At 39.9% G+C, this 25,462-nt stretch carries 22 protein-coding genes; 3 read left to right on the plus strand and 19 right to left on the minus strand.

The genetic code is table 11. The annotated features are described in order from the left end of the window. Window positions 1-153: 153 nt before the first annotated feature. Window positions 154-1,410 carry an ISL3 family transposase gene (locus KB197_RS06015; RefSeq protein WP_212574075.1) on the plus strand — a complete coding sequence of 419 codons (1,257 nt, stop codon included), beginning with the start codon at window positions 154-156 and terminating at the stop codon, window positions 1,408-1,410. A 75-nt stretch (window positions 1,411-1,485) separates the two neighbouring features. On the opposite strand, the gene KB197_RS06020 is transcribed toward KB197_RS06015, so the two are convergent. The 7 genes from KB197_RS06020 to KB197_RS06050 form a co-directional block, all read right to left on the minus strand. Continuing rightward, complete coding sequence (locus KB197_RS06020; protein ID WP_000631543.1) at window positions 1,486-2,346, minus strand: methionyl aminopeptidase; 861 nt, start codon at window positions 2,344-2,346, stop codon at window positions 1,486-1,488. A gap of 15 nt (window positions 2,347-2,361) precedes the next feature. Beyond that, window positions 2,362-3,639 (minus strand): CBS-HotDog domain-containing transcription factor SpxR, encoded by a 1,278-nt coding sequence (gene spxR, locus KB197_RS06025; protein ID WP_212574003.1) that lies wholly within the window; start codon window positions 3,637-3,639, stop codon window positions 2,362-2,364. Then, window positions 3,632-4,183 carry a GNAT family N-acetyltransferase gene (locus KB197_RS06030; RefSeq protein ID WP_212574002.1) on the minus strand — a complete coding sequence of 184 codons (552 nt, stop codon included), beginning with the start codon at window positions 4,181-4,183 and terminating at the stop codon, window positions 3,632-3,634. Before KB197_RS06030 ends, spxR begins: the two co-directional genes overlap by 8 nt. Before the next feature lie 15 nt (window positions 4,184-4,198). Beyond that, the gene (locus tag KB197_RS06035) at window positions 4,199-5,458 is read right to left on the minus strand and encodes a UDP-N-acetylglucosamine 1-carboxyvinyltransferase (protein WP_212574001.1); all 1,260 of its coding nucleotides are present in this window, start codon (window positions 5,456-5,458) and stop codon (window positions 4,199-4,201) included. 220 nt (window positions 5,459-5,678) lie between these two features. Next, window positions 5,679-7,184 carry a pyruvate kinase gene (gene pyk / locus KB197_RS06040; RefSeq protein ID WP_004259601.1) on the minus strand — a complete coding sequence of 502 codons (1,506 nt, stop codon included), beginning with the start codon at window positions 7,182-7,184 and terminating at the stop codon, window positions 5,679-5,681. Window positions 7,185-7,240: 56 nt separating this feature from the next. Then, complete coding sequence (gene pfkA, locus KB197_RS06045) at window positions 7,241-8,248, minus strand: 6-phosphofructokinase (protein WP_000820863.1); 1,008 nt, start codon at window positions 8,246-8,248, stop codon at window positions 7,241-7,243. Window positions 8,249-8,329: 81 nt separating this feature from the next. Beyond that, entirely contained in the window at window positions 8,330-11,431 is a 3,102-nt protein-coding gene (locus tag KB197_RS06050; protein WP_212574000.1) for a DNA polymerase III subunit alpha, read from the minus strand. Window positions 11,432-11,719: 288 nt separating this feature from the next. Here KB197_RS06050 and KB197_RS06055 point away from each other — a divergent pair, with 288 nt between their 5' ends. Further along, window positions 11,720-14,002, plus strand: a complete 2,283-nt coding sequence (locus KB197_RS06055; protein WP_212573999.1) for a Xaa-Pro dipeptidyl-peptidase — start codon at window positions 11,720-11,722, stop codon at window positions 14,000-14,002. Between the two features lie 468 nt (window positions 14,003-14,470). Beyond that, a complete protein-coding gene (locus tag KB197_RS06060) occupies window positions 14,471-14,941 on the plus strand; it encodes an arginine repressor (RefSeq protein ID WP_020902899.1) in 471 nt (156 codons plus the stop codon). Window positions 14,942-14,984: 43 nt separating this feature from the next. On the opposite strand, the gene KB197_RS06065 is transcribed toward KB197_RS06060, so the two are convergent. The 12 genes from KB197_RS06065 to trpX form a co-directional block, all read right to left on the minus strand. After that, window positions 14,985-15,143, minus strand: coding sequence for a hypothetical protein (locus KB197_RS06065; protein WP_001808548.1), 159 nt, complete (start codon window positions 15,141-15,143; stop codon window positions 14,985-14,987). A 9-nt stretch (window positions 15,144-15,152) separates the two neighbouring features. Then, on the minus strand, window positions 15,153-16,463 hold the full coding sequence (gene obgE / locus KB197_RS06070) for a GTPase ObgE (protein ID WP_212573997.1): 1,311 nt from the start codon (window positions 16,461-16,463) through the stop codon (window positions 15,153-15,155). A gap of 64 nt (window positions 16,464-16,527) precedes the next feature. Then, window positions 16,528-16,662: a DUF4044 domain-containing protein gene (locus KB197_RS06075; RefSeq protein WP_000863852.1), complete on the minus strand. Its 135-nt coding sequence runs from the start codon at window positions 16,660-16,662 to the stop codon at window positions 16,528-16,530. Between the two features lie 58 nt (window positions 16,663-16,720). Further along, window positions 16,721-16,912, minus strand: a complete 192-nt coding sequence (locus KB197_RS06080) for a PspC domain-containing protein (protein ID WP_161800596.1) — start codon at window positions 16,910-16,912, stop codon at window positions 16,721-16,723. Window positions 16,913-16,926: 14 nt separating this feature from the next. Further along, on the minus strand, window positions 16,927-18,252 hold the full coding sequence (locus KB197_RS06085) for a glycosyltransferase family 4 protein (protein ID WP_212573996.1): 1,326 nt from the start codon (window positions 18,250-18,252) through the stop codon (window positions 16,927-16,929). A gap of 15 nt (window positions 18,253-18,267) precedes the next feature. Next, window positions 18,268-19,311, minus strand: coding sequence for an alpha-galactosylglucosyldiacylglycerol synthase (gene cpoA, locus KB197_RS06090; protein ID WP_043901736.1), 1,044 nt, complete (start codon window positions 19,309-19,311; stop codon window positions 18,268-18,270). A 115-nt stretch (window positions 19,312-19,426) separates the two neighbouring features. Continuing rightward, on the minus strand, window positions 19,427-19,756 hold the full coding sequence (locus tag KB197_RS06095) for a metal-sulfur cluster assembly factor (RefSeq protein WP_000331925.1): 330 nt from the start codon (window positions 19,754-19,756) through the stop codon (window positions 19,427-19,429). A gap of 14 nt (window positions 19,757-19,770) precedes the next feature. Next, on the minus strand, window positions 19,771-20,880 hold the full coding sequence (rpoD, locus tag KB197_RS06100) for an RNA polymerase sigma factor RpoD (RefSeq protein ID WP_000201903.1): 1,110 nt from the start codon (window positions 20,878-20,880) through the stop codon (window positions 19,771-19,773). Window positions 20,881-20,882: 2 nt separating this feature from the next. Beyond that, on the minus strand, window positions 20,883-22,643 hold the full coding sequence (gene dnaG / locus KB197_RS06105; RefSeq protein ID WP_049516625.1) for a DNA primase: 1,761 nt from the start codon (window positions 22,641-22,643) through the stop codon (window positions 20,883-20,885). 89 nt (window positions 22,644-22,732) lie between these two features. Then, window positions 22,733-23,491 carry an ABC transporter ATP-binding protein gene (locus KB197_RS06110; protein ID WP_020901797.1) on the minus strand — a complete coding sequence of 253 codons (759 nt, stop codon included), beginning with the start codon at window positions 23,489-23,491 and terminating at the stop codon, window positions 22,733-22,735. After that, a complete protein-coding gene (locus KB197_RS06115) occupies window positions 23,488-24,354 on the minus strand; it encodes an ABC transporter permease (protein WP_004254625.1) in 867 nt (288 codons plus the stop codon). The genes KB197_RS06110 and KB197_RS06115 overlap by 4 nt, the downstream gene beginning before the upstream one ends. Window positions 24,355-24,429: 75 nt before the next feature. Next, window positions 24,430-25,425 carry a tryptophan ABC transporter substrate-binding protein gene (gene trpX / locus KB197_RS06120; RefSeq protein WP_000792150.1) on the minus strand — a complete coding sequence of 332 codons (996 nt, stop codon included), beginning with the start codon at window positions 25,423-25,425 and terminating at the stop codon, window positions 24,430-24,432. Window positions 25,426-25,462: the final 37 nt, after the last annotated feature.

Raw genomic sequence — 25,462 nt, forward strand, 5'->3', positions numbered from 1 at the left:
TAATATGAAAAAGCCTACTGGATTTTTTCGGCTCTATAATATTTGTAGTGGGTAAATCCCCTATAGATATTATGGAGCCTATTTTTGTGTAGAAAAAAAGTCCCATATGACCTATAATGAAAAGCGACGAAACAACTCATTAGAAAGAATCATATGGAACCATTACATTTTATCACAAAACTACTCGATATCAAAGACCCTAATGTCCAAATTATGGATGTTGTTAATAGAGATACCCACAAGGAAATCATCGCTAAACTGGATTATGAGGCCCCATCTTGTCCTGAATGTGGAAGTCAAATGAAGAAATATGACTTCCAAAAACCATCGAAAATTCCTTACCTTGAAACAACTGGTATGCCTACCAGAATCCTCCTTAAAAAGCGTCGTTTCAAGTGCTATCATTGCTCTAAAATGATGGTCTCACAGACCTCTCTCGTCGAGAAAAATCACCAAATTCCTCGTATTATCAACCAAAAAATTGCGCAAAAATTGATTGAAAAAACTTCTATGACCGATATCGCTCATCAACTGGCTATTTCAACTTCAACTGTCATTCGCAAGCTTAATGACTTCCGTTTTAAGCATGATTTTTCTCGTCTTCCAGAGATTATGTCTTGGGACGAGTATGCCTTTACCAAGGGAAAGATGAGTTTCATTGCACAAGATTTTGATAATCTTAACATCATCACTGTTCTTGAAGGCAGAACACAGGCTATCATACGAAATCACTTTCTGCGCTACGAGCGAGCTGTTCGTTGTCAGGTGAAAATCATTACGATGGATATGTTTAGTCCTTATTATGCCTTGGCTAAACAGCTTTTTCCATGTGCTAAAATCGTTCTAGATCGATTTCACATTGTACAACACTTAAGCCGTGCTATGAGTCGTGTTCGTGTCCAAATCATGAATCAATTTGAGCGAAAATCCCATGAATACAAAGCCATCAAGCGCTACTGGAAGCTCATACAGCAGGATAGTCGTAAACTCAGTGATAAACGTTTTTATCGCCCTACTTTTCGCATGCACTTAACAAATAAAGAAATTCTAGACAAGCTTTTGAGCTATTCAGAAGACTTGAGACACCACTACAATCTCTATCAGCTCTTACTTTTTCACTTTCAGAACAAGGAGCCAGACAAATTCTTCGGACTTATTGAGGACAATCTAAAGCAGGTTCATCCTCTTTTTCAGACTGTCTTTAAAACCTTCCTCAAGGATAAAGAAAAGATTGTCAACGCCCTTCAACTACCCTATTCCAACGCCAAATTGGAAGCGACCAATAATCTCATCAAACTTATCAAGCGAAATGCCTTTGGTTTTCGGAACTTTGAAAACTTCAAAAAACGGATTTTTATCGCTCTCAATATCAAAAAAGAAAGGACGAAATGTGTCCTTTCTCGATCTTAGCTTTTCTTCAACCCACTACAGTTGACAAAGAGCCATTTTTTCAAAATGAACATCCAGTAGCCTTTTCACTTTTTATTAATAAGTTCCTTCTTCTCCTTGGCTAGTCAAGATTACCGGACCATCCTTAGTAATGACAAATTGGTGTTCATATTGGCAAGATAGGCCACCGTCAATGGTCTTATGCGCCCAACCGGTCTTCATATCTGTATCAATTTCCCAGTCACCTGTATTGATCATTGGTTCAATAGTCAAGACCATTCCTTCACGGAGACGAAGCCCACGACCTGCAATACCATAGTTAGGAACCATTGGTTCTTCATGCATAGTTGGGCCAACACCATGACCAACCAAATCACGCACTACACCGTATCCACGACTTTCAGCGTATTCTTGAATAGCCGCACCGATATCACCGATACGATTTCCAACAACAGCCTGCTCAATCCCCTTGTACATAGCTTCTTTAGTTACATCCATCAAGTTTTTCACTTCTTCGGACGGTGTACCAACAGCATAAGCCCAACATGAGTCTGCTAAACCACCAGAATAGCTCTGAGTGTATTTTTTCATTTGTTCCACATTGTTGAAGTTTAATTTTGAGACATTCAGGTCAGATTTAGCAATTGGACCTCCCAAAACCATGTCAACCTTGAGCAAATCACCATCTTTCAAGATATAGTGACGAGGGAAAGCATGAGCCACTTCATCATTAAGAGAGCAACAGGTAGCATAAGGATAGTCCATCATTGCACCGTCAACTCCAATCTGAAGCGGAAGGAAATTTTCTTCCTTGCAACGACGTCGGACATACTCTTCAACTTCCCACATATCTACGCCAGGCTTAATCAAATCACGCAAGCCGATATGAATACTTGCTAGAAAGTCACCTGCCTTATCCATAGCTTCGATTTCACGAGCTGATTTTAATGTTATCATTTTTTCTCCTAGTTTCTAATTAATTTTAACGGTTATATTAGCTTTTGAAACAATCTGATGACCATGATAAATATCGTAGTCAATAATAGCTGATCGTCTAGTATGATGGATAATGCGTGCTTGAATGCGCAGTATATCATCAATCTGAACAGCCTGCAAAAAGTAGATTAGCATCTGCTCAATAATAAGATTACGACCACTATTCACAACTAAATCTTGGGTCATGTGGGTCAGAATTTCTGCCAATACACCATTAGCCAAAACTCCGTTTTTCTCAAGCATAAAGGGTTCCACTGTAATGACTACTTCATCATGGTGGTAAGAAAGTTTTTGACCAATCTGCTCAGAAAAAGTAGGTAGAGCAGAAACTTGGGAACGACTCATCTTCTCCATGACATCTCGTCTGGTTACAACCCCAAGCAATGTTTGATTATTTCGAACAACCGGTACCATTTCAAAATCTTCAGCAATCATCCGTTGACTCACATTAGCAATATTTGTTGATAATCCAACCAAAAATAGACTACGAGACATGACCTTGTCAATTGTGGTGCTTGGTGACTTGTCACCAGCGTCTCTCATGGTAACAACCCCAACAACAACCTGATGTTGATTGATAACAGGGAAACGGCTACTACGATTCTTACGTACCAAGTCCAAATAATCTTTAACTGTATCTGTCTCTCTCAGAAAACCATACTCATGACTCGGGCGATAAAGTTTCTCAACTGTCAGAATATCAGTCTTGATTTGGACATTTGACAGGGCTTTATTGATCATGGTCGCGACAGTGAAAGTGTCATGTTTGCTTCTTAAAACTGGAATTCCTTTTTGATTGGCCAGTTTAAGCACATCATCATGAACATGAAAACCACCTGTAACCAGAACTGCATTTTCATTTTCCAGCGCTAGTAATTGGATACGAGTACGATCTCCGACAATCAGGAGCCCACCATCGTGAAGGTAAGATAAGATATTTTGCTCAGTCATGGCACCAATTGAAAACTTACTAAATTCTCTCTCTAAACCTTCTTGCCCAGCCAAAACCTCAGAAGAAGTCACTTCTGCAATTTCAGCAAATGTTAATCTCTCTATAGCAACTTTCTGAGATTTGACTCGGATAGTACCACTTCTTGGGCGAGTCTCTACAATTCCACGATTTTCAGCTTCTTTAATGGCCCGATAGGCCGTTCCATCACTGACTCCCAGATGGTTTGAAATGCTACGAACACTGACCCTTTTACCTACTGGTAATTCCTCCAAATAGCTTAGAATTTCCTGATGTTTACTCATTGAATTCTCCTTTTACATACCGAAATTCAAGATAATCCCGCATTTTTCTTGTGTAGCGATCACTTCCCTTAAACTGACGGAACAAACGAAATCCAGCCTTAAGAGCAACTCGTTGACTGGCTTCATTTTCGAGATGGGTTATAATAGATAATTGTTTTAAACCAAATTCCTCAAAAGAAAGCTGACAAAGTTTTTTAACAACTTCTGTCATAAAACCTTGAGACCAAGCATCTTTTCTCAAAAAATAGCCAAGCTCAGCTTCTTTTTTGATTTCATCTAACTTCTCAAATTTAATAGAACCAATCATCTGTTGATTTTTCTGGTCACAAATTGCCCACACTCCCAAAGGGGACTTCATAAAGTAATTGGCCAGTGCATATTGACTTTCTTCCAGACTTGCCTGAGTTGGGAAAATAAATTGTAAATTTTCTGGATTTGAAGCTATCTCATGGAAATCCTGACTATCACTAAAAAAGAAAGGACGCAAATACAAGCGATCCGTTTCAAAAAAAGAAAACATTGCTAATTTGGTCCAAATATTCATAAACACCTCTACGGCTTAATCCTCAACAAGTTTAATATCCGCTCCTAGATTACGTAATTTTTCAATAATATCTGAATAACCACGTAAGATGAACTCAATATTTGTAATTTCAGTTTTACCTTCAGCCATCAGTCCAGCAATGACAAGTGCAGCACCAGCTCTAAGGTCAGTTGCTTTTACATTTGCACCACGCAAACCACGTCCACCGGTATATAAAATGTAGTTATTTGTAGTCGTAATATCTGCATCCATCTTTGCTAGTTCAAAAACATGGTTTACTCGTTTTTCATAAATGGTATCAATAATGGTACCACGTCCCTCTGCTGTTAACAAGAGAGGAGTAATTGGTTGTTGCAAGTCAGTAGCAAAACCAGGGTAAGGAGCTGTCTTAATATTGATTGCTTTCAAATTAGACTGTTCTTCGACAAAAATACTGTCTTCAGATACAGTCATTCGAACTCCCATTTCTTCCAACTTAGCGATGAATCCTTCTAAGTGTTCATAAAGAACATTATTAATCCGAATTCCCTTACCGACTGCAGCAGCTAAGGAAATATATGTTCCTGCTTCAATACGGTCTGGAATCACCTGATGACGGGTTCCGTGTAATCTGTCAACACCATCAATAATGATTATATTGGTTCCAGCACCACGGATATGGGCTCCCATATTATTCAAGAGGGTAGCTACATCAATAATTTCAGGTTCACGGGCTGCATTTTCAATAATAGTACGACCATTTGCTTTAACCGCAGCAATCATCGTATTAATCGTCGCACCCACACTAACCGTATCCATGTAGATACTTGCGCCGTGAAGTCCTGTATCTTTGGCAGATAACTTCATGTTATCTCCCTCGTAGCTAACAGTTGCTCCCATAGCTTCAAAAGCCTTAAGGTGTAAGTCAATAGGGCGAGGTCCCAAATCACATCCACCAGGTAAACCAACAGTAGCTTCACCAAAGCGACCTAAAAGACTTCCATAAAAATAATAAGATGCACGAAGACTATTGATTTTCCCATAAGGCATTGGAATATTTTGAACATCTCTTGGATCAATCTCTAACACATCGTCATAACGCTTAACGGTAGCGCCCATCAATTCCATAATTTCGACAAGACTAGCAACATCGGAAATATCTGGGACACAATCCAAAGTTACAACATCATCTGCCAAAATAATAGCTGGAATCAAAGCTACTACACTATTTTTTGCGCCACTAATGGTAATCTCACCTTGCAGAGGCAAGCCACCATTGATAACAATTTTTCTCATTTTAAATTTTTTATACTCTTTCAAAATTTCTAAAAAGGTCCTACATTAAAGTATATCATAAATTCACCCTTTTTTCCATCATTTTCAATTATATTAGCTGAATAGGATTTATTGGTAACTGAGTTTCTTACAAAGTTTTGCCCATTTTTTGCCCCCTGCTACAAAAAAACCTATCATACAGGCTAGAAAGCGTGATATGATAGGTTTTTTTCCATTTTAATTAACGTACTGTACGGATACGCATTGTGTTTGTACGTACAGCTTCTCCAACTGGTACACCAGCTACGATAACGATATCGTCACCAGATTGTACAAGACCTGCTTCAACTGCTTTACGTTCAGCGATTTCGAACATATCGTCAGTTGAAGATGGAGCATCTGTCAACATTGGGATAACACCCCAGTTCAACATCAATCCACGTTCTGTCAATTCGTCGAATGTCAAGGCCAAGATGTCAGCATTTGGACGGTATTTAGAAATCAAACGTGCAGTGTGACCTGTCTTAGTAAGAGTTACAACCAATTTGATATCCATTGAGTTAGTAGCATCTTTAACAGCTGAAGCCATTACTTCTGTCTTAGAGTTACGTTCAAATGAATCTGAGTTCAAACGACCGTATTCATTAAGAAGAGTTTGAGCGTTCTTGTCGATTGTAGCCATTGTAGTTACTGACTCAAGTGGGTATTTACCGTTTGCAGACTCACCTGAAAGCATTGTAGCATCAGTACCGTCGATAACAGCGTTGAATACGTCTGATACTTCTGAACGAGTTGCACGTGGTTTCTCAGTCATTGTTTCAAGCATGTTTGTTGCTGTGATAACAACTTTACCTGCAGCATTGACTTTCTTGATGATCATTTTTTGGTAAACTGGAACCATTTCGAATGGTACTTCGATACCCATGTCACCACGAGCGATCATGATACCATCAGCAGCTTCGATGATTTCATCCAAGTTGTCGATACCTTGTTGGTTTTCAATTTTAGCGAACAATTGAACGTGTCCGTTTCCAGTTTCTTTACAGATTGCACGAACTTCGTTCACATCTTTTGCAGTACGTACGAATGAAATCGCGATGAAGTTGATACCTTGTTCAAGACCAAAGCGGATATCGTCGTTATCGCGTTCAGCAAGAGCTGGGAAAGGAATTTTAGTGTTAGGGATATTAACACCTTTTTGTTTAGCAATTACGCCATCGTTTTCAACTTCAACTTCGAATTCACGAGTTGCGTCATCTTTAGCAACCACACGAAGACCAAGTTTACCATCGTCAACCAAAACTTGACGACCAACTTCAACATCATCATAGATATCAAGAGCGCCAGCAACGTTTAATGCAATCACATCACGAGTTGATTTGATTCCTTGTTTAGTCGCAACACGGATTTTTTCACCAGTTGTGTAAGAGTACTCTTTTGCATCTCCTTCAAACAATTCAGTACGGATTTCTGGTCCTTTTGTATCAAGAAGGAAACCAACTTTTTTACCTGCAAGTTTTTCTGCAAGTTTAACAGTTGCCATACGGTCACCTTGTTCTTGATGGTCACCGTGTGAGAAGTTGAAACGGAATGTGTTAGCACCAGCTTCAATCAATTTAGCAATGTTTTTAGCTGAAGCTTCAACATCAAGTTTTTCACCCCAGTATCCGTCATCACCGAATTTTTTACCACCACGGATTTCTACCGCAGGTCCCAAAGTTGCGACGATTTTTACACGTTTGTTCATGATTTTTGTGACTCCTTTATATATGACCTTTTTGGTCTTTTTAACAAAATTATAAATTATGACAAGCTCTTATTCAAGCTAGATAGCTCAAGGTCAGCCTTGTGTGGGTTGTTAACCACAATCTTACCATCTGCAGTAAGGCTAAACAATGCTCCTTCTTCTGCAGTTCCAAGAATTGGGTTTTCAACCATTTTCTCGTTACGGATACCAACCGCAACACCACCGATACCTTCTTTAAGAAGTTTAACAGCATGTGCACCCATACGTGATGCCAAAACACGGTCACGCGCAGTTGGAGAACCACCACGTTGAATATGTCCAAGTTCTGTCACACGAAGGTCGCTTGTATCTCCAGCTTCTTTTAGTTTTTGACCAAATTCAGCTGCAGACATCACACCTTCTGCCAAGACGATGATGTTGTGTTTTTTACCACACTCATAACCACATTTAATGCTTTCAACGATATCTTCAATCTTGAATCCTTCTTCAGGAATGATGATTTCATCAGCACCAGTTGCAATACCAGCCCAAAGAGCGATATCACCAGCGTTACGTCCCATAACTTCGATAACAAAAGTACGACGGTGACTTGATGACGTATCACGAATCTTATCGATAGCGTCCATAGCAGTCGTAACCGCTGTGTCAAAACCGATTGTAAAGTCAGTACCAACGATATCGTTATCGATTGTACCTGGAAGACCGATAGCTGGGAAGCCATGCTCAGTCAAACGCATAGCACCGTGGTAAGATCCGTCACCACCGATAACAACTACACCTTCAATCCCGTGTTTTTTCAATTGCTCAATCCCTTTAAGTTGCCCTTCAAGTTGAGCGAACTCTGGGTAGCGAGCTGAGTGAAGGAAAGTACCACCACGAGAAATGATGTCTCCTACTGAAGCCGCATCTAGGGGATGAATTTCACCAGCAACCATACCAGCATATCCATCATAGATACCAAATACTTCCATTCCTTCTGAAATTGCTTGACGAACAACTGCACGGATGGCAGCGTTCATACCAGGGGCGTCTCCACCACTAGTCAAAACAGCAATACGTTTCATATTGGTTATGCTCCTTTTTCTTTTAACATTCTTACTGATTATATCACATTTAATTGGAAAATTCTTCTATTTTCCGTAATTTTAGCGATAAATCGTTTTCATAACGATTCCAGCTAATTTCGCTTCTAATTCAGTTGATTTAGCTACAAAATGATGGGGAGAAACAATCGTTCTCTGTTCCTCTTCATACCTGATGATGACTGGGATTGGGCCTTTATATTGATCTAAAATTCTCGAAATTTCTTGATCTGAATCATGATTTTTCATCTGAATCCAAAAGCGCTCAGCAACTGCTTCTCTTATTTCTTGTGCAATCATTTGCAGACGACCGTCACGTGACTGGACTTTCCCTTTAATATAGTAGAAGGTTCCTTCTCTTACTTCCTGACCAACCTGTCGATATAAATCTGAAAAAAGTGTAACATCCAATTTTTTCTTACTGTCATCTACCTGTAAGAAGGCCATATTTTCACCCTTTTTGGTACGAATTACTTTTATCTTCTGAACCTCAACCAAGATAATAGCATAGCTATTTTCTGACAAATTACTAATAGGAGTAATCGGATAAATAGCCTTACTTGCAATAGCTTGTAGAGGATGTTTGCTGACGCCTACTCCTAGAAGCTCTTGTTCCATGTAGAATTTTTCTTGCTCCGTCCAGTCCTCCGAATCTTGCCAACTATAAATGCTCTCTCCAAATAAGCTTCCTAACACTTTCACAAATTCAAATAGATTAGCTAAATTATTGAATACTTTTTTACGATTTTTTTCAAATGAATCGAAAAGACCAATTTTTACCAAAGGTTCTAGCAGAGGAAGTTTCAGATAATTCTCAGGTAGTTTAGCTAAAAAATCTTCAATATTAGAATAAGGTCTATGTTCAATAATCCAAAGCGCCAAATCCTTGCTGAGCCCCTTAATCGATTTCAAACCTAGATAGATAGACTTGTTAGCAATTTTATCGTGATAAGGAATAGTATTAATGGACAATGGGGCTACTTCAAAACCTGCTTCTAAGGCATCTGTTACATAATCACTGTTGGCAGAATTCAACATGACCTGATAAAAAATGGCTGGATAATGTGTTTTGAAATAAGCCAACTGGAAGGCCAAGGCTGAGTAGGCATAGGCGTGAGATCGGTTAAAACCATAACCTGCAAACTTCTCCATAACATCAAAAACCTGCTCTGCTTTTTCCACAGTATGACCAGCTTCTATGGAGCCTTGAATAAAGGAAGCCCTCATCTCATGCATGGCAGAGGCATCCTTTTTACCCATAGCTCGACGCAAAATATCGGCCTTCCCAAGACTAAATCCAGCAAATCGCTGAGCAACCTGCATAACCTGCTCCTGATAGAGCATAATGCCATAAGTTGGAGCCAAAATATCCTCCAGAGCTGGATCGAGAACAGTCACTTCTTCCTGCCCATGTTTTCTTGCCACAAAATTATTGATATAATCACTAGCACCTGGTCTATTTAGGGAAGTAGTTGCTACGACATCTTCAAAACAGACTGGTTGCACACGTTTGAGCAAGCGAATAGCACCAGGTTGTTCAAATTGAAAGATACCTTTTGTATTGCCAGATGCAAAAAGAGATAGAGTTTCTTTGTCTTCCAAATCTATTTCTTCAATTTTAAGGTGAATACCTTTTGTTTCAGCAAGCAACTCTTGCATTTTCTGAACAAAGGTCAAATTTCTTAGTCCCAGAAAATCCATCTTCAAAAGTCCACTAGCTTCAACTCCATGAGCATCATACTGAGTCAGCGGAATTTCGTCACCATACTTTAGAGGGATGTAATTCGTCAAATCTTGGTCACTGATTACAACACCAGCCGCATGGACAGAGGTTTGTCTTGGATAGCCCTCAATCTTGCAAGCAATTTCAAAGGCTTTTTGATATTCTAGCTTACTATTGATTTGCTGACGAAACTGGAGATTCCCTTCATAGGCTGACTTAAGATTATCACGAAAACTGATTTTCTTGGTAATTGCAGATAATTCATACTCTGGCACACCAAAGCGCTTCAAGACATCTCGCAAAGCTTGCTTGGCCCCAAAGGTAGAAAAAGTAACGATTTGAGCCGCATGTTTACTGCCATATTTATTACCAACATACCTGATAAAATCTGGACGATAAATATCAGGAATATCAATATCAATATCAGGCATGGTATAGCGTTCACGATTGAGGAAACGTTCAAAAATCAGATCTTTCTCTACTGGGTCAATCCCTGTAATGTCTAAAGCATAGGAAACCAAGCTACCAACTGCGGAACCTCGTCCCATTCCCATATAATAGCCATTCGAACGTCCAAAACGCAACAAATCCCAGACAACCAAGAAATAATCATCAAAGCCCATATCATGAATAACAGCCAATTCTTGGTCTAGACGGTCTTGATATTCTTTACCAGCCAACCCCTTCTGAGCAAGCCCCAATTCAGCACGTTCTCTCAACTCTTCTACTGCTGGCCTAGCAGGATTAAAACGAGGCAATTTTAAACTAGTATCCAAGTCATAAGAAATACCTGAAATAAGCTTTTCTAAGTTTTCCAAGGCTTGAGGAAAACGTTCTTGGAATAGTTTCTCTAAAGAACCTGCTGATATAAAAACCTCTTGTCTCGAACGCAAAGGAACTTCTCTGAGCGGTAGATTTTCTTTAATCGCTGTTAATACTTGAAGAACTTCTCTATCCTTACTTTCAAATGTGTTGACCCGATACAATGGCAAAATAGGATGGTGAAATTCGCTTGCTAGTGTTTCCGGGTAAACCCCTATATAGTAATCACAGCCTAGATTTAACAACTCAAGCTCTTCAAAATAAGGCACAATTACCGCAATATCCTCTAGATACTGAGATAGAACTGACCAACTTTTCTCCCCCTGCATCTTGGCTGTTGAAAGCTTCATCAACTGCTGATAGCCTACACTAGATAGAGCAAGAAAGCGCAAATTCACATCCTTATCATCTACAAGCACATTCATTTCAAGCCCTAACAAAGGATGAATGCCGTATTTTTTTGTAACCTCTAGAAAATCGAAAGCCCCGTAAAGATTGTCAATATCCATCATAGCCAGATGAGTGTAGCCATAGTCTTTTGCTGCTCTCACATACTTGTCAATCGAAATGACACTCTCCATAAAACTATAGACTGTTTTTGTATCTAGTTGTGCGATCAATTTACACTTCTCCTCTATCGTTCTCACTATATTATACCATTTTCTTAAAATTTCTATTACTATTACTGATGCTTTAATATCTAATAGCTCAAATCATAGTTGACTAGACAATCCTTGCACGATTTTTAACAGTATCACTAATATTTTTGTATTTAGGCTTATCATTTTACATGTTTATTTCATAAATACTCATTTTTATTTATTATAATTTCTGTTAATTTTTATAGTTTCTTTTCTCTCTATTTTTTGATATAATAAATGTAATATATTTCATAAATAGGAGGTTTTATGCGTTTTAATCAATTCAGCTATTTAGCGCTACCTAGAGATACAATTATCTTTGAATTAAAAAAGTACGGGTTTGATTTACCAGTCAACATCACAAATAAAAAAATGCTTGAAGCGTTTCTCATTCGTTTCTTTTTTAATTTTAAAGATAGCACCTATCCTCTATCCAGTTTAGCAGTTGATAAAGAAACTGACTTACTGACATTTTTTCAATCAGATAAAGAGTTGACTGCAGATATTTTCTATACTGTAGCCTTTCAACTTTTAGGTTTTTCTTATTTGGTTGACTTTGAAGACAGTGATGTTTTTCGTAAAGAGTCTGGATTTCCTATTGTATATGGTGACTTGATTGAAAATCTCTATCAGTTACTCAATACTCGCACCAAAAAGGGGAACACTCTTATCGACCAACTTGTCAGTGATGGTCTTATTCCTGAGGATAATGACTATCACTACTTTAACGGCAAGAGTTTGGCTACCTTTTCTAGCCATGATGCCATTCGCGAAGTCGTTTACGTTGAGTCTCGTGTCGATACTGACCAAAAAGGTCTACCAGACCTAGTCAAGGTCAGCATTATTCGTCCTCGTTATGACGGCCAAATTCCTGCTATCATGACTGCCAGTCCCTATCATCAGGGAACAAATGATAAAGCCAGCGATAAAGCTCTTTACAAGATGGAGGGCAATCTCGAGGTTAAACCTGCTCACAAGATTGAGCTAGAGGAACCTCAACTAAATCTCGTCCAACCCCAAGGTCAAGCTGAGCTTGTGTCAGAAGCTGAGGAAAAGCTAACGCACATCAACGCTAGCTATACTCTCAACGACTACTTCCTTCCACGAGGTTTTGCTAATCTCTATGTCTCAGGTGTCGGTACCAAAGACTCTACTGGTTTCATGACTAATGGGGACTACCAGCAAATCGAGGCTTATAAAAATGTCATCGACTGGCTCAATGGCCGTTGCCGTGCCTTTACCGACCACACGTGCCAACGTCAAGTCAAGGCTGACTGGTCAAACGGAAAAGTAGCTACAACTGGACTTTCCTATCTAGGTACCATGTCCAATGGTCTTGCGACTACAGGTGTAGATGGTTTAGAGGTTATTATTGCCGAGGCTGGTATTTCTTCGTGGTACAACTACTACCGTGAAAACGGTCTAGTAACTAGCCCAGGTGGTTATCCAGGTGAGGACTTTGACTCCCTTGCTGAACTAACCTACTCTCGTAATCTCTTGGCTGGTGACTATATCCGTGGTAATGAGGCTCACCAAGCTGACTTAGAAAAAGTAAAAGAGCAGTTAGATCGCAAATCTGGTGACTACAATCAATTTTGGCATGATCGCAATTATCTGCTCAATGCCCATAAGGTAAAGGCAGAGGTTGTCTTTACTCATGGTTCACAGGATTGGAATGTCAAACCACTTCATGTTTACCAGATGTTTCACGCCCTTCCTGCTCATATAAACAAGCATCTCTTTTTCCATAATGGCGCCCATGTGTACATGAACAACTGGCAGTCCATTGACTTCCGTGAGTCCATGAACGCCTTATTGACAAAGAAATTACTGGGACAAGATACAGATTTCCAACTTCCTACTGTCATTTGGCAGGACAATACAGCCCCTCAGACTTGGCTATCACTTGATACCTTCGGTGGGCAAGAAAACTTTGAAACCTTCTCACTTGGTCAAGAAGAGAAAGTCATTCAAAACCAGTACCCAGATAAGGATTTTGAGCGCTATGGTAAGACCTACCAGACCTTCAATACAGAACTCTATCAAGGAAAAACCAATCAGATTACTATTGACCTTCCTGTAACCAAAGATCTTCACTTGAACGGTCGTGCCCAACTCAATCTTCGTATCAAATCCAGTATAAATAAGGGGCTCTTATCTGCCCAACTGCTAGAATTTGGACAGAAGAAATACCTGCAACCTTATCCAGCTGTTTTAAGTGCTAGAACCATTGACAACGGTCGCTACCATATGTTGGAAAATCTCAACGAATTGCCTTTTCGTGAAAATACACAACGAGTCGTGACAAAAGGCTACCTCAATTTACAAAATAGAAATGATTTACTGTTAGTAGAGGATATTAAGGCAGATGAATGGATGGATATCCAGTTTGAACTGCAACCGACTATTTACAAGTTAAAAGAAGGAGATACTCTTCGTTTAGTACTCTATACTACTGACTTTGAAATCACAATCCGTGATAACACCGCTTACCACCTGACTGTTGATCTTGAACAGTCTACTCTTATCCTACCTTGTCAAAAGGCATAATATATCAGACTTTCTATATGGAAGATTTCCACTTGAACAGTTGAAACAAACATACACTTGGTATCAAATGCAATCCCGATATAGGCTTATGATAGGTCTACACGGAAGCTTTGACAAAAGATACTAAAACCCTAACCAACATGTGTACTCATTAATAATACTCGCTACCACACCACATGTTGAAAAATCTTTGTGAATTAACATTAATCATAAATTCACAATAAGTCGTGACAAAAGGCTACCCTAATTGAATGATTTACTGTTAGTAGAGGACACCAATGTAGATAAACGGATAGATACCCAATTCATCTACACTCAACTAGTGACAAGTTAAAAGAGTGGGATTTTCTCCATTTAGTCCTATACTACTGACTTTGAAATCATCATACGTGACAATACCGCTTACCACCCGACTGACGATTTCGTTCCGTCCACGCTTTCTGTACCCAGTACAAGGAGTAACATTTTATGAATAAATCTGAACACCGACACCAACTCATACGAGCTCTTGTAACGAAAAACAAGATTCATACTCAAGCTGAGCTACAAGCTCTTCTTGCCGATAATGATATTCAAGTTACACAAGCTACACTTTCGAGAGATATTAAAAGTATGAACCTCTCAAAAGTACGTGAAGAAGACAACTCTTACTACGTGCTCAATACAGGCTCTATCTCAAAATGGGAGAAACGTCTCGAAATCTACATGGAAGATGCTCTTGTCTTGATGCGTCCCGTTCAACACCAAGTCCTCCTTAAAACCCTTCCTGGACTTGCGCAATCCTTTGGTTCTATCATTGATGCATTAAGTTTCTCTGACGCTATCGCTACTCTCTGTGGTGATGATGTCTGCCTTGTCATCTGCGAAGATGCAGAAGCTGCTCAAAGATGCTTTGAAGAACTGAAAAAATTCGCTCCACCATTTTTCTTTGAAGAATAAGAAAATTCCGTGTCTGATGTGGCACGGAATTTTGTTATATTCTTTACTGAGATGGATTTTCTTTTTTAGTTCGTGCTAATCTCAGGGCACGATTTGGATTGAGACGATTAAATAGTTCTTCCAATTTCTTTTCATTCCAAACATCTGCGGCAGAAACGAAATTACCATCCGCATCTCGGAAAGATATCGGTTTATCTCCCATATCAGTCTCCTAGTCTACAAATTCAAACTCAAATTTACCAATGCGGACCAAATCCCCATCTTTAGCACCACGCGCACGAAGGGCTTCATCAACCCCCATACCACGAAGCTGGCGAGCAAATTTCATGACTGATTCGTCACGATCAAAGTTGGTCATATTAAAGAGTTTCATGAGTTTTTCACCAGAAAGTACCCATGTTGCATCGTCATCACGACTAATTTCAAAGGCTTTTTCTTCCTCATCAAATCCATAGTAGGCTTCTTCTTCCATATCTGACTCGTCGTAGAGCAAGAATTCTGGTGTCTTGTCTAGCAATTCAGCTGTAGCATCCAAAAGCGTAGCCAAACCTTGCTTGGTCAATCCAGAAATTGGGAAAATAGCTGGTAACTCTTCAAATTCATCGTAGTTTTCAGCCAATTTTTTCTTGAATTCTACAAGATTTTCCTGACTCTCAGGCATATCCATCTTATTGGCTACGATAATCTGTGGACGCTCCATCAAACGGAGATTGTATGACTCTAGCTCTTTATTGATAGCAAGATAATCCTCATATGGATCACGCCCTTCACTAGCTGACATATCAATGATGTGAAGGATGACACGTGTACGCTCGATGTGACGGAGGAACTGAGTTCCCAGACCGACTCCCTGACTAGCTCCTTCAATCAAACCTGGTAGATCAGCTACTGCAAAGGATTCACCTGATTGGGTACGAACCATTCCTAGATTTGGCACAATTGTCGTAAAGTGGTAGGCACCAATTTTAGGCTTAGCTGAGGTGATAACACTTAAAAGTGTTGATTTCCCAACAGAGGGGAAGCCTACTAAACCAACATCTGCCAAGATTTTTAATTCCAATTGTAACTCACGTTCCTGACCTGGTTCTCCATTTTCAGAGATTTCCGGTGCAGGATTTTTTGGTGTTGCAAAGCGGATATTTCCACGTCCACCACGACCACCGTGGGCAACGATAAATTCTTGACCGTGTTCAATCAAATCTGTCAAGACCTTGCCTGTCTCAGCATCACGCACAGTCGTACCTTGTGGTACTCGAACTCTAAGGTCCTCAGCACCACGACCATGCATCCCTTTGGTCATTCCTTTCTCACCAGAATCAGCCTTGAAATGGCGATTATAGCGGAAATCCATGAGAGTACGTAGACCTTCGTCTACAACGAAGACTACATTACCTCCACGACCACCGTCACCACCCCAAGGACCGCCATTAGGGACATATTTTTCACAGCGAAAGGCAACCATACCATCGCCACCATTACCAGCCTTGACCTTGATCTTGGCTGTATCTAAAAACATACTCATTTTTTTCTTCTCACTTTAAAAAAGGGCTGGGAAATCCCAGTCACAAAATTTTCTTGAATCTATTTTATAGATTACTGAGGGCACCAATTGCAGTTGCAAAAATACCCAAAATACTTGCTACTAACATGATAAGTACGATAAGCAAGGTTAATTTCTCAAACATAGTTTTTTTACGTTTTCCATTATCTCCAAATGCCATTTTTATCTCCTTCGTTACATTCTATTTTCTATTATCTTAGCATGAATTCAGCTAGTTTTCAATAGTCACTTGCTACCGGCGCAATAATCCATAAAATGATATAAGCTACAATTCCTGCCCCATAACAAAATGCAAGAACACCCCATATTACACGAACAATAGTAGGATCCATATCAAAATAATTTGCGACCCCAGCACATACTCCAGCAATTTTTTGATCACTACCACTTCTCATCAATTGTTTTTTCATAGCTATTCCTCTTTCTATTCTTCATGGTCTCTCCAATAATCTCTGATGCTGATTAACTGTGTTTTTGAAGCCCTCAGCATTCGTCTAGAGCCTTTTACAGGCACAGCAACCACCTGTTGCGGTAAATACAAAACTGTCTTAAAGATACGCTGGCTGACCGTATCATCTTTTGCTAAATCTTTCTGGAAATTATTTGAAATAATAGCATCCAGATAAAATTCATGCACCCGTTTTCCAAAGTTCTCAGCTGAAATCTCGTATAATTTAGCTGATAAGGTATGCTCATTCATGTCTGGCGTTGCAATCAGGGCTTCTAAAATAGCCCCAGCCAAATCATGTTCACCGTAGTATAATGTTCCAAACATCTTATCATTGATCAGATTGTCCAGATAAGGATTTCCGTGAGCAATAACTGGCGTTCCACTGGCCAAGCTTTCCAAGTATGTCAAACCCTGCGTCTCACTCGTCGATGCTGAGATGAAGAAATCCGCTGCCTTATAGTAAAGAGCCGTCTCACTAGGAGCAATCATCCCTGTAAAGACAACAGAGTCTTGAATCTCTAGTTTCTGGGCTTGCTCTTTAAGGTCATTCAGATAAGGGCCATCCCCGGCAACTACCAGTTTAACCTTGTCTTCCTCTTTCAGAACTTCTGCAAAAGCTGCTAATACTGCTTGAATATTTTTTTCATAAGAAATTCTGGAAAGACTCAGCAACATCTGTTCGTCCTCTTGAATCCCTAATTTACTACGCAGTTCTTTTAGATTTTCTTGCTTGATTTCTGGACGCTCAAACTTGGCTAATTCAATCCCAGTTGGAATGACCCTTTTTTCAACCTTGACCTTATAGTCAGATAGCAAGTCTCGGACAATCTCACTCGGGCAAATAACCCCATCCACATCATGCAGGAAACCTCTTACTAAGTACTTGACCATACTAGGACGAATCAACATCCCCTTAGCAATATAATGCACGTAGTCTTCGTATTGGGTGTGATAGGTATGGATGACTGGAATCTTCAATTCACGCGCAATCCAAATTCCCAACAAGCCAAGAGAAAATTCTGTCTGAGTATGGATAATATCCAGTTGATATTGTTTAGCAATTTCAAGCGCCTTGCTGAATCCTCGATAGGCAAAGCGGCGATCCTTAAAAGCAAAGAAAGGAACACTTGGAATACGGATGATTTGCCAATCTTCGTAGCGATTGACATCCTTATCTGTCGTCGTAAAGATAAAAACAGCATGCCCCTGCTTTTCAAGTTCTGTTTTCAAGGTTCGAATACTGGTCGCAACACCAGAAACCTGAGGAAAATAGGTATCTGTAAATAAACCAATTCGCATAGATTACCTCACTTTTTACTTTCTCCCTAAAGCGGCTTGTTTCTCATAAAAATCCAACCAGATTTGTAAGAGATGCTCTTCAGAATACTCTCTAGAAATATTCTTAGCTTTTTCTTTCAAATCTTTTAAAGCATCAGGATTCGCTTGATATTCCAGAATAGCTTCTTTCATCTCTTCTCTATCTGCTGTCGCCCGATAATTGCCCTCCAAAATTACCTTATAAAGATCTAAATCACGCAACATAATCGGAGCTTCACAACTGGCAGCTTCTAGGATAGTCATAGGAAAGAGTTCATTGTAACTAGGAAGCAAGAAAAGATCCGCTAGGGCATACAATTCGCGCATCCGCTCTGGCGATACAATACCTGGAAAAATCAAATTTTTAGGGGGATTTTCCATGATTTTCTTGTAGCGTTCATAACCATCTGTCATACCACCAAAAGAGAAACCACCTGCCCAGATAAAGGTAATTTGCGGCAATTCCTCAGCCAGACGGATAAAATCGTCAATCCCTTTGCGTTTCTGAACTTGACCAGCACCTACTACGATAAACTGATTGTCACTAAGACCTAGCTCTGTACGCAGTCTCGCTACCTCTTCTTGTGGAAGGGGATGCCATTTTTCCTTGTTTACAAAGTTAGGAATATAAGTCACTTTTTCACGTGGAATACCAGCTGCCACCAAATCCTCGATAAACATAGGATTGACCACCACCAAGTGCTCCATCCGGTTGTAAAAAGAAAATACATAGCGTTTCACAATTCCCTTTAAGAAAAACGGAATTTTCAAACTCCCCTCAAGTGTATCAGGCAAGAAGTGCACATAGCCAATTTTCCTTCCTGATCGTTTCTTCTGGAATGTTGATAAATAATAGGGGAAATCAATTGTATGAAAGTGAGTCACATCTGCCTCTATTGGAAGATTTTCTGTAACAATCAATTGGTCCTTGGCATCACGGTGAAGAAGACGAACTAATTCACGGTAGGCACCTGAAACTCCTTGTCCTGCTACTTTCTCACTTGAACTCAACATATTGATGCGTAATTTCTTTTTTTCCATAACTACTATTATATCATTTTCTTTGAATAAAATCAGCAAAAGAAAGGAGAGACTAGAGGAAAAGAGGGGGAAATTTCCTCGCTTTTCCAATAATCTCTCACATGTTTTTATGTGTTTACTTAATGCCTAGGGCAATACGTGCATAGCGACTCATTTTTTCAACAGTCCAGGCTGGATACCAAACCAATTTGACCTCAGTATCTGTTACTTCTGGTACCTCTGTCATAGCATCATAAATCTGGTCCGTCAAAAGGTCTGCTAGGGGACAACCCATAGTTGTCAAAGTCATATCAATCTCTGTTTGACCTGTGTCACCGTCAAAACGAATTTCATAGATCAAACCAAGATTGACAATATCGATTCCCAACTCAGGGTCAATAACTTCTTCCAAGGCTGATAAAATTCGTGTTTTGATGTTTTCAATTTGCTCTTCTGTATAAGCCATATTCATCCTCACTCTTAGTCTTCAATAAAATCACGAAGCGGTTTGCTGCGACTTGGTTGGCGTAGTTTTCTCAAAGCTTTAGCTTCAATCTGACGGATACGCTCGCGAGTCACGTTAAAGACTTTACCCACATCTTCAAGGGTACGCATTTTACCATCATCTAGCCCAAAACGCAGACGCAAAACATTTTCTTCACGGTCTGTAAGAGTATCCAAGACCTCATCCAACTGCTCACGCAAAACGATACGAGTTGTATAGTCCACTGGATTTTCAATCACTTCATCTTCGATAAAGTCCCCAAGGTGGCTATCATCCTCTTCACCGATAGGAGTTTCAAGGGATACCGGTTCTTGGGCAATCTTCAAGATTTCACGAACCTTGTCAGGGGTCATATCCATACGTTCAGCGATTTGTTCTGGTGTTGGATCTTGTCCCAATTCTTGAAGGAGATTACGTTGTTCACGAACCAATTTGTTAATGGTTTCAACCATGTGAACTGGGATACGGATGGTACGAGCTTGATCAGCGATGGCACGAGTGATAGCCTGACGAATCCACCAAGTTGCGTAAGTTGAGAACTTAAATCCTTTAGAATAGTCAAACTTATCAACTGCCTTCATCAAGCCCATATTCCCTTCTTGAATCAAGTCAAGGAACTGCATACCACGGCCGACATAGCGTTTAGCAATAGAAACAACCAAACGAAGGTTGGCTTCCGCAAGACGTTGTTTGGCTTCGATATCACCAGCTTCAACAGCAAGCGCCAATTCTTTTTCCTCTTCATTGGTCAAGAGAGGTACGACCCCGATTTCTTTCAAGTACATACGGACAGGGTCATTAACCTTAGCCGAAGTTGAACCAATCAAGTCCTCATCACTGAGTTCTGGCTCTTCTTCAGTGCTAAGAACACGCGCACTTGGATTTCCTTCGTTATCTGTGATAGAAATCCCTGCATCCTGAATTCGTTGCAAGAGATCTTCAATCCCATCAGCATCCAAGGTAAAAGGAATCACCAGACTTGCATTAATTTCATCATCAGTTGCTGTCCCTTTTTGTTTATGATTACGGATAAATTCTGCTACTTGTACATCAAATGTTGTTACTTCTTTTTGTTTTGTTGCCATTATTACTCCATTCTTCTCTTTTGGGAAATTAAACGTTCCAATTCTTCTAGGGCTGTGTCTGTATCTCCTACATGGCTCGCTTCCTGCACCTTCTTTTTGATTCTCATATTGTCCTGATTCAAGAGAGCCTTGTTTCGAGTCATTTCTACTTCACTAAGTTCCTGAGGTGACATCTCAGCAGGCAAATCCTGAGCTAAGACTTGGTACCAAGCTCTTTCAACTTCATCTGTCTGTTCTGCTAAAACTTCCGGAGGAAGATTTCCATACTGGCCAAGCAAGTCATATAAGACCTGAAATTCAGGTGTGTCAAATGCAAAGTCTTCCCTTAAACGGTAATCGTTCAAAACAAGAGGAGATTCCATCATTCGATAAAGTAGATGAGCTTCTGCTCTCATAATAGCTGATAACTGCTTGGTGACAGGCATAGTGATTGACGTCGGTCTGGAAATACCTTCCATGCGATTCTGCCTTTGTGCCTGACGACTCTCATTAACAATCTGCTCAATCTGGGCATAATCAAAGGACGCCAGACTGTCAGCTAAAATATGTATATAGCTGTTTTGAGCAGTAATAGATTTTTCTTGAACAATCAAGGGAGCTATTTTTTCAATAAACTCAATCTGAGCCTGCAAATTTTCACTATTTTCAGGTTTGTACTGGTGAATGTAAAACTCAATCGGACTAATACGAGTTTTCGTTAATAGATAGGCCAAGTCTTCTGGACCATTTTTTTGTAGATACTCATCTGGATCCAAGTTATCAGGCATGCTGACAATTTGCACAGGTATATCACCAATTTCATCCAGTGCTTTCAATGTCGCAGCTTGCCCAGCCTTATCGCCATCGTATACCAGAACCAACTTCTTGGTTAACCTTTTCAGATGCTCAACATGCTCACGGCTCAAGGCTGTTCCCATGGACGCCACAGCGTTTTCGATTCCAGCCCGATAGGCTGCAATGACATCCATGAATCCTTCCATCAGGTAAATCTCACTGGTTTTGCCAGAAGATTTTTTTGCCCTATCCATATGATATAATTCGTAACTTTTGTTAAAAATTGCAGTCGATCGGCTATTTTTATACTTAGAAGTTTGTGAATCCGTTTTCTGCCAGATACGACCTGAGAAGGCAATGACCTTGCCCTGGTCATTTGTCAGGGGAAACATGATCCGATTGTGAAATGTATCTACAAATTGATTGGCATCCGAGAGATAAAACAATCCTGAATCTAGAAAATCCTCTTCACGATACTGACCAGACAAACGTTGATAAAGATAGTTGCGTTCTGGAGGTGCTAAACCAATCCGAAAATGTTTGAGCACTTCATCTGTCAAACCACGCTGATAAAGGTAATTTCTGGCCTCTTCTCCCATAGTCGTTGTCATGAGAATAGCATGGTAAAATTTGGCAGCATCTTCGTGCATATCATAAAGAGCTTGGTGAGGCGAAACTGGCTTATGTTCACTATAAAGCGGCTTTTCAACCTCAATCCCAACACGCTGACCTAAGATTTGGACAGCCTCCATAAAGGGAACCCCTTGGTACTCCTCGATGAACTTAAAGACGTCACCTGATCGACCACAACCAAAACAGTGGTAAAACTGTTTGTCCTCTACAACGTTGAAAGAAGGTGTTTTTTCACCATGAAAAGGACAGAGCCCTAGATAGTTCCGTCCTGCCTTTTGTAAAGAAATCACATCTCCTATGACTTCCACAATGTTGGCATTGTTTTTGATTTCTTCAATGACTTGTTTGTCAACCATACACAATACCTCCATGTTATCATAGTTTACTTTATATAGTATACTTTATTTCAGAAAAAAAGTAAACCATTTCACTCATTTTCCCTACTTTATTCAAAGAGTTGATAATAATCAGAGATTTTCATTTTTGCTTTTTCTTCTTGGTTCAAATCTTGGATAATTCGTCCTTCTTTCATGACAATCAAGCGATTGCCATATTTGAGAGCATCTTCCATATGGTGGGTAATCATAAGCGCTGTCAGCTGATCTTTCTTGACAAATTCATCTGTCAACTCCATGAGTGCGACACTGGTCTTTGGATCAAGGGCTGCAGTATGCTCGTCTAACAAGAGTAATTCTGGACGCTTCAAGGTTGCCATCAAGAGACTCAAAGCCTGTCTTTGTCCACCAGATAAGAACTCAATTGGTGTATTCAAGTGTTTCTCAAGACCGTTTCCCACTTTTTCAATAGTTGCCTGAAACTCATCCTTATAGCTAGCCAGACGTCTCGGAAACAGTCCACGCTTTTCACCACGAAACTTGGCAATCAAAAGATTTTCAGCGACCGTCATACGAGGAGCTGTCCCCATCTTGGGATCTTGGAAGACTCGAGACAGATACTTAGCTCGCTTTTCTGGCGAAAACTTGGTAACATCTTCACCCAAAATACGGATGGTTCCACTGGTTAATGACAAAGTTCCTGCAATAGTGTTAAAGAGGGTTGATTTCCCAGCTCCATTTCCACCTAAAATCGTGATGAAATCCTGTTCAAAAATTTCTAAGGAAACATCATTTAAAATAATCTTTTCTTCATCAAAGCCATTTTTAACGACTTTGGTTGCATTTTTTAATTCTACAATTGCTGTCATTTGCTTAATTTGGCTCCTTTCAAGATTGTTTGCTTAAATGTTGGAATCATGAGGCAGACTGCTAAAATCACGGCACTGTACAAACGAAGGTAACTTGTATTAAAGCCAAGCGCAATAACTGCCCACACTAAAAATTGATAGGCGATAGAACCTACAACGATGGTAATCAGACGTTCTGCCAAGCTCAAACTCTTGAAGATAACTTCTCCAATAATCAAACTTGCAAGCCCCACAACGATCACCCCGATTCCTCGAGATACATCGGCATAGCCTTCTTGCTGGGCAATAAGAGCCCCTGCAAGGGCAATCACACCATTTGATAAGACCAAGCCCATGAGCTCCATGCGTCCAGTATGAATCCCGAAACTTCTAGCCATATCAGGATTGTCACCTGTAGCAATATAGGCTTGTCCGAGTTTGGTATCCAAGAAAAAGAGCATGAGAGCAATAACAAGACTGACAAAGATGAGACCTGTCAAGAGTTGGTTCAAATCTGAATCAAAAGGCAAAACATCCTGGATTTGCTTGGTTCCAAGCAATCCTAAATTTGCACGTCCCATAATCAAGAGCATGATAGAGTGACAGGAAGTCATCACCAAAATCCCTGAGAGCAAGGTTGGGATCTTCCCTTTTGTATAAAGAAGTCCTGCTGCCATTCCAGCCAAACAACCTGCTCCTACAGCAACAAGAGTCGCTAAAAATGGGTTCACTCCTTTGGTTATCAAAGTGACAGCAACAGCTCCCCCAAGAGGGAAGGAACCTTCTGTTGTCATATCTGGAAAGTTCAAAATCCTAAATGTCATAAAGATCCCCAGACCTAAAATAGCCCAGACAAATCCTTGAGAAATAATAGATAATATCATCTGTTTCTTAACCTTTTCTATATGATTTCTATTGTAAAAAATTGGAGGAGATGTCCCCAACTCCTCCATTTTAGATTATTCAATCACTTGTCCTGCTTCTTTTAGAACAGATTCAGGAATCGTAATACCTAATTCTTGTGCCAATTTTTTGTTAATCACTGACTTACCAGTTGAAAAGACATTGACTGGAGTATCAGCTGGTTTTGCACCTTTCAAAACTTGCGCAATCATTTTACCTGTTGCCACACCAAGGTCATGTTGGTCAACTACAACGGATGCCAAACCACCAGCTTCTACCATGGCAGTCGCGCTTGGATAGATTGGCTTTTTAGCTGATTGATTGCTTGATACAACTGTTGAAAATGCAGATGCAATGGTGTTGTCGATTGGAACCCAGATAGCATCGACCTTACTAGTCATAACGTTAACTGTTGAAGCAATTTCATTTGTTGAAGGAACTGCAAATGTTTCCACTGTCAAACCTGCTTTTTCAGCATAAGCCTTAAATTCTTCTACCTGTGTTTTTGAATTATCTTCGCTACTTGAGTAAAGGGCTCCGATTGTTTTTACATTTGGTGTAAGAGCCTTAATGAGTTCAACTTGTTGTTGAGCTGGATTGTGGTCAGATACCCCTGTAATGTTTCCACCTGGTTTTTTCAAATCTTTAACCAGGTTAGCACCGATTGGGTCTGTAATAGCAGCCATGATAACCGGTAGGTCTTTTGTGGCACTAGCCAAACCTTGAGCAGCTGGTGTCGCAATACCAACCACAAGGTCATTCCCATTTGCAACCAATTGTTTACTCATTGTCGCAACCTTACTTTGGTCACCTTCTGAGTTCATAAAATCGATTTTAACTTGATCATCTTTATATCCTTCTTCTGCAAGTCCATCTTGGATCCCTTTATAAATCAAATCAAGAGATGGATGGCTCACAAACTGAAGAACACCAACTTTGGCAACTTTCTTCTCATTCTTAGCTTCTGGTTTATTCATTGAAGAATAAATCAAGCTTCCTGCTACTAAGACTGCTAAGGCAGCGATAATTCCAATTAAACGTTTATTTTTCATTCTATTTCTCCTTTTTATTCCTTTAAAATACTTCACT

It is taken from the genome of Streptococcus sp. 11-4097, assembly GCF_018215285.2.
GTDB lineage: Bacteria > Bacillota > Bacilli > Lactobacillales > Streptococcaceae > Streptococcus.